This is a genomic window from Kitasatospora griseola (assembly GCF_014648555.1).
In the GTDB taxonomy this organism is placed as follows: domain Bacteria; phylum Actinomycetota; class Actinomycetes; order Streptomycetales; family Streptomycetaceae; genus Kitasatospora; species Kitasatospora griseola.
In genome coordinates this window covers 84636-100396 of record NZ_BMRI01000024.1, presented here as the reverse complement: position 1 = coordinate 100396, position 15761 = coordinate 84636, and the positions used below count along the sequence as shown (strand labels likewise).

The window sequence follows — 15761 nt, the reverse complement described above, 5'->3', positions numbered from 1 at the left end:
CCGAAAAGCGAATCCGCCGCAATCTCCGAAAACGCGCACAGCAAATACGAACGGAGACGCGAAAAGGACGCGACCCGGCACGGATCAACTGGGTGGTTCTTGGGGATTGGCCGCCCCGGGACCGTCCACGCAGACACGTGCTCGGTGCTCCCTGTCAGGCAACTCGAAGAACTCTACACACCTGCGGGCTCGGGTTCAAGGGCCACCTGGAAGACCAGCACGGCGACGTCGTCGTCGTGCTCCGCGGTGACGCCGAGGGCGCGGAGCAGGCGGGCGCAGACGATGTCGGGGGCGGCGACGGGGCCGGTGAGGGTGCGGGCGAGGTGGTCGATGCCCTGGTCGATGTCCTGGTCGCGGCGTTCGACCAGGCCGTCGGTGTAGAGGACGCCGGTGGTGCCGGGGAGCAGGCGGAGGGTGTGGGAGAGGTGGCCGGCGCCGCCGGTGCCGAGGGGTGGGCCGTTCTGTTCCTCGCCGTGCAGGACGGTGCCGTCGGGGGCGCGGAGCAGGAGGGGGAGGTGGCCGGCGGAGGCGTAGACGAGGGTGGTGGTGGCGGGGTCCCAGACGGCGTAGGTGCAGGTGGCGATCTGGTTGGCGTCGATCTCCATGGCGAGGCCGTCGAGCAGGGTCATCACTTCGTGCGGCGGGAGGTCGAGGCGGGCGTAGGCGCGGACGGCGGTGCGGAGCTGGCCCATGACGGCGGCGGCGCGCAGTCCGCGGCCCATGACGTCGCCGATGACGAGGGCGGTGCGTCCGCCGCCGAGGGCGATGACGTCGTACCAGTCGCCGCCCACGGCGGCGTCGGCTCCGCCGGGCAGGTAGGTGGCGGCGACGCGGAGGTCGGCGGGCTGTTCGAGTTTCTGCGGGAGCAGGCTGTGCTGGAGGGTGACGGCGGCTTCGCGTTGACGGCGTTCGGCGTCCCGGAGGCGGCCGGCGGCCTGGACCTGGTCGGTGACTTCGGTGGCGAAGATCAGGACGCCGGTGGGGGTGGTGTGTTCGTCGGGGCCGAGCGGGACGCAGGCGATGTTGTAGTGGCGGTTGCCGCCGAGGCCGAGGATGCAGCGGGATTTGACGCTGCGGGCGCGGCCGCTGCGCAGGACCTGGTCGAGCAGGGGGAGCACGCCGAGCGCGGTGAGTTCGGGGAGGGCTTCGGCGGCGGGGCGGCCGGGGGTGCGGGTGCCGAACAGGTCGCGGTAGGCGCGGTTGGCGTAGCCGAGCAGGTGGTGGGGGCCGTGGGTGAGGGCGACGGGGGCGGGGAGGCGGCGCAGGACGTCGTGGAGGTCGTAGAGCTGTTCGGGGTCGCGGGCGTCGGGGCCGGAGGTGGCGGGGTCGCGCTGGCCGGGGACGGTGACGGGTTCGTCCGTGACGGCGGGGGCGGTCCGTCGAGCGGCTCCGGTGAGCCGGGCGCTCCAGCGCATGAGGTTCAACGTCGGCCGCTTCCTCGGGCAAGTGATGTGGGGTGGTGCCTGCTTACGGGTCGATTCCGGTGCGATCATCACATTGCGTACACATGACGGTACGTGGCGTGATGGACCGATCCTGTCAGGCTCCGGGGTGATTCCGGAAGTCGGGCCCCCGGTACGGCGCGTTCCGACAGGTGTGCGCCGGGGGTGCGCTTCGGTACGGCCGGCGTGGGGTGTCGGAGCCGGTCGGAGGTCGGAGTCGATCGGAGGTCGGGCCGGTCAGTTGCCGGGGCCGTTGGTGGACCCGGACTCGAACCCCGACTCGAACTCGGCGCGGGGGTGCTCGATGGTGCCGAGCGAGACCACCTCGCGCGGGAACAGTCCGCCGAACAGCCAGTCCATCAGGACCCGGACCCGGCGCTCCCGGCTGGGCAGGCGGCGCAGCTGGCGGGCCCGGTGCAGCCACCAGGCGCGCCGGCCGGTGAGGCGGGCGCCGCGCCTGGTGTGGGCGACGGCCCGGCGCAGGCCGAGCGAGGTGGAGCAGGCGGGGTCGCCCGGCCGGTAGGCGGTGAGGGGTTGGCCGGCCAGTTCGGCGGCCAGGTTCTCGGCGAGCAGCTTGGCCTGGGCGAGGGCGTGCTGGGCGTTGGGGGCGCAGGGTTGGCCGCCCTGGTCGGGGACGGCGGTGCAGTCGCCGGCGGCCCAGGCGTCGGCGAGGGGGGTGCCGTCGGGGTTGGCGATCCGGAGGGTGGGCAGGCAGGTGATCCGGCCGGCGTGGTCCAGCGGGAGGTCGGTGAGGGCGAGGACGGGGGCGGGGCGGATTCCGGCCGTCCAGACCAGGGTGCGGGCGGCGAACCGGCCGCCGTCGGAGAGCACCATGACCTGGTCCACGGCGGATTCCAGGGTGGTGGAGAGCCGGACGTCGATGTTGCGTTCGCGCAGTTCGGCGAGGGTGTGGGTGGCGAGTTCGGGGATCTCCTCGCTGAGGATGCGGTCGGTGGCCTCGACCAGGACCCAGCGCAGGTCGTCGGGGGTCAGGTTGTGGAAGCCCTTGGTGGCGGTGCGGGCCATGTCCTCAAGTTCGGCGAGGGCGCCGACGCCCGCGTAGCCGGCGCCGACGAAGACGAAGGTGAGGGCGGCCTGGCGGAGTGCGGGGTCGCGGGTGGAGGAGGCGAGGTCGAGCTGTTCCAGGACGTGGTTGCGCAGGGCGACGGCCTCGCCGACGGTGGCGAAGCCCATGCCGTGCTCGGCGAGGCCGGGAACGGGGGCGGTGCGGGAGATCGCGCCGGGGGCCATCACCAGGACGTCGTAGGGGACTTCGGTGGGCAGCCGGAGTTCGCCGCGCGGGGCGGCGTCCACCCAGGCGGTGCGGGTGGCGTGGTCGATCCTGGTGACGCGGGCGGTGAGCACCCGGCAGTCGGGGAGCGCGGTGCGCAGCGGGACGACCACGTGCCGGGGGTCGATGGAGCCGGCGGCGACCTCGGCCAGCAGTGGCTGGAAGGTGAGGTACGGCTGGGGTTCGACGATCGTGAGGTCGATCCGACGGTCCCTCAACCGGGGTCGCAGCAGCTGCTGGAGGCGCAGCGCGGCGCTCAGTCCGGCGCAGCCGCCGCCGATGATCAGGATCCGAATGGGGCACCTCCGGCCGGCCCTAGGGCTGTGACCCGTTTCACGTTCCCCCTATGACGCACCGGGCGGAGGGGTCTTGTCCACAGTCCGGGCCGGATCGGTCCGAATCCGCTCGGCGGAAGGGCTGTTGACGGGTGGGTGGGCGGTCCGGCGGTCGGGGCGGGAGGGGTTTTGTCCGGACTCGGGGCGGGATCGGCCCGTCCGGGTCGACGGGTGGTCCACTTCTGCGGCGAACTTCCTTGAACTATGGTCGGATTGTGGTTCGGACCGCCGATGGTGCCGGTCCATGTACCTGCGAGCCCGGTGGCATCGGTGCGACTGCCCGGGAGCCATCCGGGGAAGGTAGTGCGCGGACGTCGGACCGACCGGTGTCGACAGCGCACACCAGGGGGCGCAGTGACCGTTCGGGTGCCCGGGACGGGGTGCCTCGGGGGAGGTTGGCATGTCGGAGCAGGAGCAGTTGGCCGAGCGGTCGCCGGGTGCGGCGTTCGGAAGGTCCCCGGTGGACGTGGTGCCGGAGCAGCGCGGCCCGGGCGACCGGGAGCGTTTCGCGTTCCCGCAGGGTGAGCGCCCGGGCGAGGCCGGCCGGGGCGCGGGTTCGCGGCTGCGGGTGGACGCGCGCCGGAATCTGGAGAGCGTGCTGCGGGCCGCGCGCGAGGTGTTCGGCGAACTCGGTTACGGGGCGCCGATGGAGGAGGTCGCCCGCCGTGCCGGGGTGGGTGTCGGCACGGTGTACCGGCGCTTCCCCAGTAAGGAGGTGCTGGTCCAGCGGATCGCCGCCGAGGAGGTGTCCTGGCTGACTGCGCAGGCCCGGGAGTCGCTGTACGGCGGGCTGAACGGGCCGTGGGACGCGCTGGCCGGCTTCCTGCAGCGGGCCGCCGCCTCGGGCGCTGGCCGGCTGCTGCCGCCGGAGGCGTTCCGGTACGCGGAGGAGATCGGCCGGGTGCCGGAGCAGCGTGGCGCCGAGCTGCGGGCGTTCGCCGGGGTGCCGGTGGCCGACGGCGAGCAGAGCGCGGATCCGCGGCTGCTGCTGCAGCTGGTGGCGGCGCTGGTGGCCCGGGCGGGTGCGGCGGGCGAGTTGCGGCCGGGGGTGACGGTGTCCGACGTGGTGCTGGTGCTGACGGCGGCGGTGCCGGTGCACGCGTCGGCGGCGTTCGCGGCCGAGGACGGCGGTGAGGGCAGTGCCGGGAGCCGGCTGCTGCAGATCCTGTTGCAGGGGCTGCGCTCGGTCTGAACCAATCGTGCGGGTCGGGCCGTTGGCGGTCGGTCGGGCGGGGCCAGCCCGGCCGGTGGCCGTGGCGCACCGTTCGGGTGACGGGAGCCGCCGGGCGCGCAGCGTCGGGCGGACGGCGCGCGGAACTGTCCGGGTACGCGCGGCACTTGCGCCGTCGTGTCCCCGAACACCTCGGCGAGCGGCGGCACGGAAGAGTGGGTCCGGGTCCGGGCGGCTACCGGTGGTCGCTGCGCTATGCCATTCTTTGCCCGTGGTTGGAGCCATTGTCCCGTTGCGTACCGTGATCGCCGTCGACTTCGAGAAGCGGCCCGTGTCGCGTGCCGTGCGACAGGGCGGTGCCAGGTGAGTCCGGAGGAGCAGGGCGAGGCCGGGGAGTTCGGTTCCGGGCTGGGTGCACAGGTCCCGGACCAGAGCGGAAGCCCCGCCCGGGAGTCGCTGACCGGCCGGGTGCCGGGCCAGGCGCCCGCCGGGCAGGGCGGGGTGCTGCCGGAGGCGTTCCTTCCCGAGGAGCTCGCGGTGCGCGCCACGGTGCCTCCGCCGGCCGATCCGGTGGACGGTGAACGCCCGCCCTCGGACGCCGAGTTGACCGCTCTGGTGCGGGCCGGCGACGACACCGCGTACGAGGAGATCTACCGTCGGCACGCGGACGCGGTGCGCCGCTACGCCCGGACGTGCTGCCGGGACAGCTTCACCGCCGAGGACCTCGCGGGCGAGGTGTTCGCCCGTACCCTGCAGGCGTTGAAGGCGGGCAAGGGGCCGGAGTTCGCGGTCCGCGCCTACCTGCTGACGGCGGTGCGCAATGTCGCGGCGGCCTGGACGCGGTCGGACCGGCGCGAGCAGCTGGTGGACGACTTCTCCACCTTCGCCGAGGGGTCCGCCGCCACGATCGAGTTCGACCTGGCCGACCCGGGTGCGGATGCCTGGGCGCTGGCGCTGGCCGATCAGCGCATGGTGATGCGGGCGTACGCGGAACTCCCGGAGGACGACCGGGTGGTGCTCTGGCACACCGAGGTCGAGCGGGAGTCGCCGAAGACGGTGGCGGTGATGCTGGGCAAGACCGCCAACGCGACGGCCGTGCAGGCCCACCGGGCCCGGGACCGGCTGGCCGCGGCGTTCCTGCAGGCGCACGTGTCGGGCAGTCAGGAGTCGGGCTGCGCCGGGTATGCGAACCGGCTGGGCGCGTACGCCCGGGGGTCGCTGCGCAAGCGGGCCTCGGCGGAGGTCGGCAAGCACGTCCAGGACTGCACCCGGTGCACGGCCGCGTACCTGGAGCTGGCCGACATCAACCACAGTCTGCGGGCGGTGCTGCCCGGCGGTGCGCTGCTGTGGGTCGGCGCGGGCTGGTTCACGGCCGCGGCGGCCGCGGTCGGCACCGGGGTCGCCGTCACGGGTGCGGTGGCCGGCGGGACGGCCGTGGCGGGCGGCTCGTCCGGTGGCGGCGGGGCGGCCGCGGCTGCCGGGAAGGGCGTCGGCACGGCGGGGAAGGCCGGGATCGCCGCGGGCATCGCGGTGGCCGCGGCGGCCGTCGCCGCGTTCGCGCTCACCGGTTCGCCCGAGCCGAAGCCGCCGGTGGCCGCGCCGCCGGCGCCGATCAGCGCGGTGCCGGACGTCCCGACGCCGGTGCCGCCGCCGGCCGGCCCGGTGCCGGCGCCCTCGTCGGCGCCGTCGCAGGTACCGTCGTCGCCGTCGCGGACCCCGGGTCCGACGCCGAAGGCCGGCTCGACGCCGTCGCAGTCGCCGAGCCCGGCCCCGCCCGCGACGCCGGTCGCCACGACGCCCCGGGCGCCCGACCCGGAGCCGCCGGCCTCGACGCCGCCGCCGAGCCCGACGCCCTCGCCGAGCCCGACCGTCACCGCGGTCAGCCGGTTCTGGTTGGAGAAGCTGCCGACGGACCGCGGGCACGCTCCGGCGGACACGCCGACCATCCGCGGCGCCGGGTTCGCGCTGCAGCGGCCCGGCGCGTGGATGCGGGGCGACTACTACCGGCACGTGCTGGCGGTGCAGGTGCCGTCGCGGGTGACCATCGACCTGAACCGCAGCTGTCAGTCGTTCGACGCCGTCGCCGGACTGGACGACTTCGGGCCGACCTTCGGCCGGGCGGTCTTCTCGGTGCAGGGCGACAACGGTGAAGTGCTGTGGAGTTCCGGCGAGTTGTCCGCGGACGACAAGCCCGTCCCGGTGCACGCGTCGCTGGACGGCCAGCACTCGATCCGGCTGGTGGTCACGGCGGCCCACGGCTCCGGCCCGGTGCTCGACCTGGCGGACTGGGCCCGAGCCGGCCTCACCTGCTGACGGCCGAACCGGCGCAGCAGGTGGGGCCGGCGCGGCTCAGATCTGGCAGCTGCCGTCCGCGCAGGCGTCTCCGGCCGGGGCGATCGGGGTGAGCTGCCGGGCGGTCTCGGCCTCGACCTGGCGCAGGACCTGGAGGAAGGTGTCGGCCTCCTGGCCGCCCTGGACGGCCCACTGGCCCTCGAAGACGAAGGTGGGGACGGCGGTGACGCCGATCGCGCGGGCCTCGGCGAGCTGGTCGAGCGTCTCGGCCTCGCCCTCGTCGCCGGCCAGGTAGGCGGCGGCGCGCTCGCGGTCGATGCCGGTCTCGGCGGCGAGGTCGGCCAGCGCCTCGACGTCTCCGACGTTCACGCCCTCGGAGAAGTGGGCCTTCAGCAGGCGCTCCTTGAGGGCGGCCTGCACGGCGGGGCCGTACTCGGTCTCGGCGAGGTGCAGCAGGCGGTGGGCGCGGAGGGTGTTGACCTCCAGCGCGGCGTCGAAGTCGTAGTCGATGCCGAGGGTCTTGCCGACCTCGGTGATCCGGGCGTCCATGGCGAGGGACTGCGGCCCGTAGCGCTCGGCGAGCCACTCGCGGTGCGGGCGGGCCTGCTCGGGCGCGTCCGGCACCAGCTGGTAGGGGCGGAAGACCACCTCGACGCCGTCCTTGCCCTCGAAGCGCTCCAGGGCCTGCTCGAAGCGCCGCTTGCCGACGTAGCACCAGGGGCAGGCGATGTCCGAGTAGATTTCGACCTTCATGGCGGGCGGGCTCCTGTCGGGGTGGTTCACGGCGGCCGGGCGGCCCGGGTCGACAGGACGAACGCTCAATTGTTCGCCGTCATTCCTGCTCAGGCGTCCTCCACGGGGGCCGGGACCACCAGCACCGGGCAGCCGGCGTGGTGGACGGCGGCGGTGCTGACCGAGCCGAGCAGCAGCCTGGCGAAGCCGCCGTTGCCGCGGGTGCCGAGCACCAGGGTGTGCCGCCCGTTCGCGGCCTGGAGCAGCACGTCCACCACGTTGCCGAGCACCACGTGCAGGGTGAGCTGCCCGGCGTACGGGCGGGGGCGGGCGGCCTGGACGGTGTCGACGGCCCGGCGCAGGCCGTCCGACATGCTGGCGGTGAGGCGCTGGACGCTCTCCTGGACCAGGTCGGCCATGCCCGGCGGGTAGCCGGTGGGCGAGGGGTTGACCACGGCGAGCACGTGCAGCGGCAGGCGGTGCGCCTCCGCCTCGGTCATCGCCCGGTCGAGCGCCCAGAGCGAGGCGTCGGAGCCGTCGCACGCGTTGAGGATCGCGGTGCCGGGCGGCGGGGCGTCGGTGCTGACGGGGAGGGTCATGGCGCGACGCTATCCGGCCGCCCGGTGCGGGCCGGGCAGGCACGCTCAGGTCTCCAGGGCGGTGCGGCGCGGGGCGGGCAGTCCGGTCCAGGCGGAGCCGGGGCGGCGGGCGGCCAGGCGGCGCAGCCAGAGTTCGACGGCGATCAGCTCGGCGAGCGCGGCGAGGGTGGCCGGCGGGGCGTCCTGCGCGGGGTCGGTGGCGGCGGCGAGGGTCTTGCGGACGGCGGGGACGTCGATCAGTCCGGCCTCACCGAGCAGCGGGCGGTCGAGCAGCTCGGCGAGTGCGGGGGCGGCGGCGCGCAGGCCGTCCCGGGCGGGGCCGTGCGGGTCGGATCCGGCGGCGCGGCCCCAGTCGGCGGGCAGGTCGGTGCGGCCGGCGCCGGCCAGGACGGCGGCCAGCAGGGCGGGCCGGGCACCGGGTTGCAGGCGGACGTCATCGGGGAGCAGGCGGGCGGCGCGGACCACCTGGTTGTCGAGGAACGGCGCGTGCAGGCGCTGGCCGTGCTGCTCGGTGGCGTGCACCAGGGTGCGGTAGTGGGCGGCGTGCCGGTGCAGGGCGAGGCGGGCGCGGCGGGCGCCGGGCGGTTCGGCGGAGGTGCCGTCGCGGGCGGCGGTGCGCAGGTGCTGGGCGAGCGCGGCGAGGGGTTCGTCGGCGAGCAGGTGGGCGGCCGGGCCGGCCCGGTGCCAGGTGAGTTCGGCGGCCGTCGCCCGGCCCATGGTGCCGGGCCCGCCCGGCTCCTGCCGGAGCATCAGGCGCAGGGCGAGGTCGTCGAGCGCGTCGCTCTGGCGGGTGCGGGCCAGGCGACGGGCGGCGCGCAGCACGGTGACGGGGGTGTGCAGGGCGCCGGTGAGGGTGCCGGAGGTGGAGCGGTCGGCGCCGGCCAGGGCGGCGATCGGGGCGAGCAGGTGGAGCGGGCGGCCGGAGCGGAGCAGGTCGGCGAGCCGGGCGGGGTGGCCGTCGAGCACCTGTCGGGCGCCGTGGCCGGTGAGGTGGTCGGCGCCGCCGGCCCGGTGCAGGGCGGTGTACCGGGCGGCGCACAGCAGCGCCGGGCCGGGTTCGTCGGTGAGCGGGCCGGCCAGGGGGTACCACTCGGCCCCCCGGGCCGGGGGAGGGTCGGCGAGTCCGGCGTACGGGAGGACGGGCGGGACGACGACGTGGCGCAGCCGCGGTGCGTGCACGGCGAGCGCCAGTCCGTCGGCCTCGCCGAGGGTGACGGCGGGCAGGGTCTCGGGCTCGGGGCGCCCGTCGGCGCCGCGGGCCCAGGAGCCGCGGACGGCGCCGGTGCGGGCGGCGGGCCGTTCGAGCGCGGCCCCGGGCTGGGCGCCGGCGGGCAGCGGGACGGCGGCGGCCAGCAGGGCGACGGTGGCGGACCCGGTGCCGTAGGAGAGGTCGACCCCGAGCCGGGGGCGGTCGCCGGGCGTGGTGGCGCGGACCCGGCAGCGGACGGCTTCCAGCAGGGCGCGGGTGAGTTCGCGGACGGCGGGGGCCTCGGCCGGGGCCTCGACGGGTTCGTCGGGGTGGGCGGTGTGGTGGGCGCGGCCGCCGCGGATGCCGAGCGCGTGGCCGGGCGGGACCCGGCGCACGCCCCGGAACGGGGTGCGGTCGCCGAGCGCCTCGGGTGTCTCGGGGGTGGCGAGGCGGGCCGCCAGGTGGCCGGCGTCCAGGGGTGCGCCGACCAGGTCGGCCAGCGGCAGGGCGGCGGTGGCGTAGGCGGTGCCGCCGGCGAACGGGGTGTGGAAGACCGGTTGGACGCCGGCCAGGTCGGTGAGCAGCACGGTGGAGCGGGTGCCGGTCCGCAGGACGACGGTGTAGCTGCCGGGCCAGTGGGTGAGGTGGCGCAGTGCGCCGCCGCGGGCGGCGGCCAGGCCGTCGGCGAGTTCGCGGTCGGTGGCGCCGCAGCGGCCGGCGACGGCGAGCCGCAGGGTGGCGGGGGTGTCCCGGTCGGTGCGGTCGGCGGGGTCGCGCGGGTCGAGTCCGCCGCGGACGGCGGCGGGGGCGCCGGGGCGGAGCACGGCGAGGCGCAGTTCGTCGGGGCGCCAGTCGCCGACCGCCCAGAGCGGGTCGGGGCCGCCCCAGAGCAGGGTCCCGGCGATCGGCCGGACCGCGGCGAGCGCCGGGTCGGCGGCCGGGCCGCTCCAGCCGGTGAGCCACCGCATCGCGCCTCCGTGGTGCTTCGGGTGCGCGGCGAACATCCGGTGATGTGAGGGAAATTGGCGCACCGTCAGGAGACATCGTGCCACCGGCGGGGCGGAAACGGGCCGGGCGTTCCCGGCGGGGCGCACGGACCGGGCCACCCCCTCCGGGGCCCGGGCCGTGCGGGTCCTCGAACTCCCGCCCGGGGCACGGCCGGTGGCCGGACAGAGCGGCGCGGGGATGGTCCGTGGACGCCGCGATGCGGCCGAGTTTGGCCGAAAGCCGTCGCACGACCCGGGAGGGCATCCGCATGCCCTCCCGGACGCGCCGCTGCCCGCGGGGATTGAGGCAGCGTTTCCCCCGGCCCGCCGGGTCCTCGACGGCGGGCCGATCCACAGGCACCAGCGAATCGCCCACCTGCCGATGCGGCCAGGGAGCACGGATGGCGCACACGGGCACGGGACCGGAGCACGGGCGTCCGGCAGGTGCCCGCGGGACACTCGGCGGGCGCCCGGCCGCCCGCCGCGGACGCAGCGCGTTCCCGCCAACCGGAATGCGGCCTCTTAACCGTGGGAACGCGGGCGACTACGCTAGGTGCAAGCAGTCCGGTGGCGTGCTGCTGCCGTCGCGACTCGCCGCCATCCGCGCACGACGTCGCCAGGGGGTGCCACCGCCACCATGACCGTCAGCTCACGAGGGCCGAACGACCGGCTCGGCGCCCTCCTCGCGCTCGCCCAGATCAGCAACGCCGGGCTCGCCCGCCGGGTCAACGACCTCGGCGCGCAGCGCGGCCTGACCCTCCGCTACGACAAGACCTCGGTGGCCCGCTGGGTGACCAAGGGGATGGTCCCGCAGCGCCCGGTGCCGCACCTGATCGCCACCGCGCTCGGCAACAAGCTCGGCCGCCCGGTGCCGCTGGAGGAGATCGGCCTCGCCGACTCGCACCCCACCCCGGAACTCGGCCTGGAGTTCCCGCGCGAAGTCCCGGAGGCGGTCCGCTCCGCCACCGAACTCTGGCGGGTCGACCTGGACCTGCGGCGCGGCCCCGGCGGCGGCCGGTGGAGCGACAGCCTGGCCGGCACCTTCTCGGTCGCCGCGTACGCCACCCCCGTCTCCCGCTGGCTGATCACTCCCGCCGACGGGTCGGTGGCCCGGGAGACCGCCCCCGACCTGTCCGGCTACCGGGTCGGCCACGCGGACGCCGCCAAGCTCCGCGAGGCCGCCCAGGAGGCCCGCCGCTGGGACTCCAAGTACGGCGGCGGCGACTGGCGTTCCTCGATGGTCCCGGAGTGCCTGCGGGTGGAGGCCGCCCCGCTGCTGCTCGCCTCGTACAGCGACGCGGTCGGCCGGGCGCTGTTCGGCGCCACCGCCGAACTGACCAGGCTGGCCGGGTGGATGGCCTTCGACACCGGCCAGCACGAGGCCGCCCAGCGCTACTACATCCAGGCGCTGCGCCTGGCCCGGGCCGCCGGCGACGTCCCGCTCGGCGGGTACGTCCTGGCCTCGATGAGCCTGCAGGCGTCCTACCGCTCCTTCCCGGACGAGGCCGTCGACCTCGCCCAGGCCGCCCTGGAACGCAACCGCGGCCTGGCGACGGCCCGCACCATGAGCTTCTTCCACCTGGTCGAGGCCCGCGCCCACGCCAAGGCCGGCAACGCCCCCGCCTGCGGCAGCGCACTGTCCGCCGCCGAAGCCGCGCTGGACCGGGCCCGCCCGGGCGACCCCGACCCGACCTGGATCGACTTCTACGCCTACGACCGCCTCGCCGCCGACGCCGCCGAATGCTTCCGCGACCTCGGAGTGCCGTCCAAGGTCCGGCAGTTCACCCGCGAGGCACTGGCCCGCCCCACCGAGGGCTTCGTCCGCTCGCACGGCCTGCGGCTGATCGTCTCCGCGATGGCCGAGGCCGAGGCCGGCGACCTGGACGCGGCCGTCGCCGCCGGCGAGCGCGCCGTCGAGGTCGCCGGGCGGATCTCCTCGCACCGCAGCCGCGAGTACGTGGTCGAGTTGCTGCGCCGCCTGGAGCCCTACCAGAACGAGCAGCGGGTCAAGGAGCTCACCGAACGAGCCCGCGTGGTCCTCACCACCGGCTGAGGGGTACGGGTTTGAAGCACGACGTCCAGGTCCTGGTGGTCGGCGGCGGCATCGTCGGACTGTCCACCGCGTACGCGCTCACCCATGCCCACCCCGGCACCACCGTCACGGTGCTGGAGAAGGAGAGCGCCCTCGCCCTCCACCAGACCGGACGCAACAGCGGAGTCATCCACAGCGGCGTCTACTACCGGCCCGGCTCCCTCAAGGCCCGCTACGCCACCGAGGGCGCCCGCGAAATGGTCGAGTTCTGCCGCGACCAGGGCATCGCCCACGAAGTCACCGGCAAACTCGTCGTCGCCACCGAGGAAGCCGAACTCCCCCGCCTCGCCGCGCTCGCCGAACGCGGCCGGGCCAACGGCATCCCCCTGCTCGAACTCGACCCCGCCGGCATCCGCGACCACGAACCCGAGATCACCGGCCTGGCCGGCCTGCACCTCGCCACCACCGGCATCTGCGACTACACCGCGGTCGCCCACCGTTACGCCGCCCTCGCGGGCGAACGCGGCGCCGAACTCCGGCTCGCCACCCCGGTCCTGGACATCGCCCGACGCGCCGACGGGGTCACCGTCACCACGCCCACCGGCGAGATCCGCTGCGCGGCGCTGGTCAACTGCGCCGGGCTCCACAGCGACCGGATCGCCCGGCTGGCCGGCGACGACCCCGGCGTCCGGATCGTCCCCTTCCGCGGCGAGTACTACGAACTCGCGCCCGCCCGCCGCGCACTGGTCCGCGGCCTGGTCTACCCCGTCCCCGACCCGGCGTTCCCGTTCCTCGGCGTCCACCTCACCCGCGGCATCCACGGCGACGTCCACGTCGGGCCGAACGCCGTTCCGGCCCTGGCCCGCGAGGGCTACGACTGGCGCACCCTCAACCTCCGCGACCTCGCCGAGACGGTCCGCTTCCCCGGCACCTGGACGATCGCCCGCCGGCACTGGCGCTACGAACTCGGCGAACTCCACCGCTCCCTCTCCAAGCGCGCCTTCACCGCCGCCGTCCGCCGCCTCCTGCCCGCCGTCACCGAAACCGACCTCCTCCCCACCGCCGCCGGCGTCCGCGCCCAGGCCGTCACCCGCGACGGCGCCCTCCTCGACGATTTCGCCTTCGCCGGCACCGGCCGCATCGTCCACGTCCTCAACGCACCCTCGCCGGCGGCGACGGCCTCCCTGGCGATCGGCCGGGAGGTGGCCCGCCGGGCCGTGGCTGCGACAGAGTGAGGCGAGCACACCAGGGGCGCGGGCAGGCGGCGCTCCCACCGGTCTCGCACCCGCCCGTGCCGGATTTTCGCCTCCCGTAGACTGGTGCGATTGTGACCTCCTCCGCCCCCAGCCCCCAGTTGCCCGCCTCGGCCCGGCTGTCCGCCGCTCCGGCGGCGTACCCCGCGCCGATGTACCCGCACAAGGCCACCGAGGCCCAGCACCGTGAGCAGCGGATCCGCAGTTTCCAGCCGCGTCGTGGTCGGATGACCAAGGCGCAGGCGGGTGCGCTGGACCGCGGCTGGGAGCGTTTCGGCCATGCCATCGACGGCACCCCGCTGGATCTGCCGACGATGTTCGGCGGCCGACCGGTGACGCTGGAGATCGGCTTCGGGATGGGCGACACCACGGCCGCGATGGCCGCCGCCGACCCGTCGTCGGGGATCCTCGCGGCGGACGTCCACACCCCGGGCCACGGCAACCTGCTCCAGTTCCTGGAGCGGGACGGTTCGGAGAACGTCCGGCTCGCGGCGGGCGACGCGGTGATCCTGCTGCGCGACATGCTGCCGGACGCGTCGCTGGCGGGTCTGCGGGTGTACTTCCCGGACCCGTGGCCGAAGCCGAAGCACCACAAGCGCCGGCTGATCCAGGAGTCGTTCCTGGAACTGGTGCTGCCGCGACTGGCCCCCGGCGCGCTGGTGCACTGCGCGACCGACTGGGAGCCGTACGCGGAGCAGATGCTCGCCGTCCTGGAGGCGTCGCCGGAGCTGGAGAACCTGCACCCGGAGGGCGACGGTTCGCCGTGGCTGGAGCCGGAGGACCACCCCGCGGGCAGCGTCCCGGGCTACGCGCCGCGCCCCGAGTGGCGCCCGGTGACCAAGTTCGAGCGGGCCGGCCTGGCCAAGGGCCACGTGGTGCACGACGTCCTGTTCCGCCGCCGCTGAGACGCGTCACGGCCTGCCGAATCGTCTCTGCGGCGAATGAGGCTTCGTCGGGTGGCGGGCACGTTCCCGACGGTGGTGGGCAGGGTAGGAACAACAGGGAGGCGGCGTCCGCCGTTTCGCCTTGCTGACGGACCGTCACCCCGGCTGTACGGATTGTTCTCGCCACTCCCCTGCGAGCGGAGCATTCCCCTACGCTTCTGCGGGTGAGCAGTCCGCCCGGCGGCAAGGCCTCCCCCAGCCTGCCTGTAGGGGCCGCCGCCATGGCCGCCGATCCGCCGCCGTCCCCCACCGGTGCCCGATCGTTCCCGGAGCCGGGGGCGCACCGGTCCGGTGGGCTGTCCAGGGTGCGGTTGTCGGCGGTCGGGCGGATTCCGGGTCAGCGCGGCGCCCGCGCGGTGCGGGCCGTTCCGTCGTTGGCGCGCCGGTTGTGGCCGTTGCGACGGCCGGCGGTGTCCTCGGCGGTGGTGGCGCTGGCGTTGGCCGGGTCGGGAGTGCTGATCCTGCACCTGGTGCAGCGTCAGACCGGGACGGCCGGGTTGCTGGTGGGTCTGGGGCTGGCGCTGCTGCCGTTGCCGTTCGTGCTGGGGTCGTTGGCGTGGCTGAACCAGACCGCGCGGGTGCCGATCCGGCACACGCTGTTCTGTCTGGCGTGGGGGGCGTGTGCAGCGACCACGGTGGCGATCCTGGCGAACGGCTGGGCGAGCGATTTCCTGATCGCCCATCGGGGCGCGCGCGGGGAGACCTGGGGTTCGGAGTTCGCGACGCCGCTGATCGAGGAGGTGGCGAAGGGCTCGGCGCTGCTGATGCTGCTGCTGCCGTTGCGGCGGCAGCACGGCGAGCCCGCCCGGCCCCCCGGCCGCCTGCGGCGGTTGCGACGGCGGTTGCGACGCCGGCGCGGCGCCCCGGAGCGTCCGGCGGCGCTGTTCCGGCCGGCGCCGGCCGGGCGGCAGCGGGCCCGTTCACGGCCGCGCACGCTGGCGGCGGGGGCGGTGCTGGGCGGGGTGACGGCGTCCGGGTTCGCGTTCACCGAGAACGCGCTCTACCTGGGTCGGGCGTTCACCGCGGACCGGCAGGCCCGGCTGGACGCGATCGGGCTGGGGCGGACGCCGAGCCTGCGGGACTTCGACGGGACGGTGCACACCTTCGTGCTGCGGGCGCTGCTGTCGCCGTTCGCGCATCCGCTGTTCACCGCGCTGGCCGGCATCGGTCTCGCGGTGACGCTGACCACCGGCCGCCGTTGGGCGGCCCGGCTGGGCGCTCCGGCGGGTCTGCTGCTGGCGATGGGCCTGCACGGGGTGTGGAACGCGGCGGCCGGGCTGGGCACCGACGGTTTCCTGCTGGTGTACGGCCTGGTGATGGTGCCGTGCTTCGCGGCGCTGGTCTGTTTCGCGGTGTGGGCGCAGACGCGTCGCACCCGCCAACCCACCGGCCCCGGCTGACCTGCGCACCGACCCGCACACCGACGCCGACCGACCTGCGCGGGTCTCCGCGGGAAACGGATTTCCCTTTCCGGTGGGACTCACGTAGAGTCGTG

The 15761-nt window shown here is 75.4% G+C and carries 10 protein-coding genes and 1 pseudogene; 6 read left to right on the top strand and 5 right to left on the bottom strand.

The window, feature by feature from the left end; all coding sequences use genetic code 11:
* Positions 1-206: 206 nt before the first annotated feature.
* A pseudogene (locus IEZ12_RS25925) lies at positions 207-1424 on the bottom strand (PP2C family protein-serine/threonine phosphatase); the annotation flags it as partial.
* A 255-nt stretch (positions 1425-1679) separates the two neighbouring features.
* Entirely contained in the window at positions 1680-3023 is a 1344-nt protein-coding gene (locus IEZ12_RS25920; RefSeq protein ID WP_189275189.1) for an NAD(P)/FAD-dependent oxidoreductase, read from the bottom strand.
* A 445-nt stretch (positions 3024-3468) separates the two neighbouring features.
* On the opposite strand from IEZ12_RS25920, the gene IEZ12_RS25915 reads away from it, so the two are divergent.
* Together IEZ12_RS25915 and IEZ12_RS25910 are read left to right on the top strand one after the other, a co-directional pair.
* A complete protein-coding gene (locus tag IEZ12_RS25915) occupies positions 3469-4260 on the top strand; it encodes a TetR/AcrR family transcriptional regulator (RefSeq protein ID WP_189275170.1) in 792 nt (263 codons plus the stop codon).
* Between the two features lie 342 nt (positions 4261-4602).
* A complete protein-coding gene (locus IEZ12_RS25910) occupies positions 4603-6552 on the top strand; it encodes a sigma-70 family RNA polymerase sigma factor (RefSeq protein WP_229847992.1) in 1950 nt (649 codons plus the stop codon).
* A gap of 36 nt (positions 6553-6588) precedes the next feature.
* On the opposite strand, the gene IEZ12_RS25905 is transcribed toward IEZ12_RS25910, so the two are convergent.
* The 3 genes from IEZ12_RS25905 to IEZ12_RS25895 all read right to left on the bottom strand — a co-directional run bounded on the left by IEZ12_RS25905 (position 6589) and on the right by IEZ12_RS25895 (position 10019).
* Entirely contained in the window at positions 6589-7284 is a 696-nt protein-coding gene (locus tag IEZ12_RS25905; RefSeq protein ID WP_043915550.1) for a DsbA family oxidoreductase, read from the bottom strand.
* Between the two features lie 89 nt (positions 7285-7373).
* Positions 7374-7862, bottom strand: coding sequence for a universal stress protein (locus IEZ12_RS25900; protein WP_189275168.1), 489 nt, complete (start codon positions 7860-7862; stop codon positions 7374-7376).
* A gap of 45 nt (positions 7863-7907) precedes the next feature.
* Positions 7908-10019: an asparagine synthase-related protein gene (locus tag IEZ12_RS25895; RefSeq protein ID WP_189275166.1), complete on the bottom strand. Its 2112-nt coding sequence runs from the start codon at positions 10017-10019 to the stop codon at positions 7908-7910.
* A 655-nt stretch (positions 10020-10674) separates the two neighbouring features.
* Between IEZ12_RS25895 and IEZ12_RS25890 the strand changes: the two genes are divergently transcribed.
* The 4 genes from IEZ12_RS25890 (at position 10675) to IEZ12_RS25875 (ending at position 15666) form a co-directional block, all read left to right on the top strand.
* Positions 10675-12090 carry an NsdA family TPR-like regulatory protein gene (locus IEZ12_RS25890; RefSeq protein ID WP_189275165.1) on the top strand — a complete coding sequence of 472 codons (1416 nt, stop codon included), beginning with the start codon at positions 10675-10677 and terminating at the stop codon, positions 12088-12090.
* Positions 12091-12101: 11 nt separating this feature from the next.
* The gene (gene lhgD, locus IEZ12_RS25885; protein ID WP_189275163.1) at positions 12102-13304 is read left to right on the top strand and encodes an L-2-hydroxyglutarate dehydrogenase; all 1203 of its coding nucleotides are present in this window, start codon (positions 12102-12104) and stop codon (positions 13302-13304) included.
* 92 nt (positions 13305-13396) lie between these two features.
* Positions 13397-14227 (top strand): tRNA (guanosine(46)-N7)-methyltransferase TrmB, encoded by an 831-nt coding sequence (trmB, locus tag IEZ12_RS25880; RefSeq protein WP_189275161.1) that lies wholly within the window; start codon positions 13397-13399, stop codon positions 14225-14227.
* Between the two features lie 203 nt (positions 14228-14430).
* On the top strand, positions 14431-15666 hold the full coding sequence (locus IEZ12_RS25875) for a PrsW family intramembrane metalloprotease (RefSeq protein ID WP_189275159.1): 1236 nt from the start codon (positions 14431-14433) through the stop codon (positions 15664-15666).
* The last annotated feature ends 95 nt before the right edge of the window (positions 15667-15761 follow it).

What these genes read in the sequence shown, in the direction of transcription:
- IEZ12_RS25915 (WP_189275170.1), top strand. Translation starts at nt 3,469, where the DNA reads ATGTCGGAGCAGGAGCAGTTGGCCGAGCGGTCGCCGGGTGCGGCGTTC.
- IEZ12_RS25905 (WP_043915550.1), bottom strand. Translation starts at nt 7,284, where the DNA reads ATGAAGGTCGAAATCTACTCGGACATCGCCTGCCCCTGGTGCTACGTC.
- IEZ12_RS25895 (WP_189275166.1), bottom strand. Translation starts at nt 10,019, where the DNA reads ATGCGGTGGCTCACCGGCTGGAGCGGCCCGGCCGCCGACCCGGCGCTC.
- IEZ12_RS25900 (WP_189275168.1), bottom strand. Translation starts at nt 7,862, where the DNA reads ATGACCCTCCCCGTCAGCACCGACGCCCCGCCGCCCGGCACCGCGATC.
- IEZ12_RS25890 (WP_189275165.1), top strand. Translation starts at nt 10,675, where the DNA reads ATGACCGTCAGCTCACGAGGGCCGAACGACCGGCTCGGCGCCCTCCTC.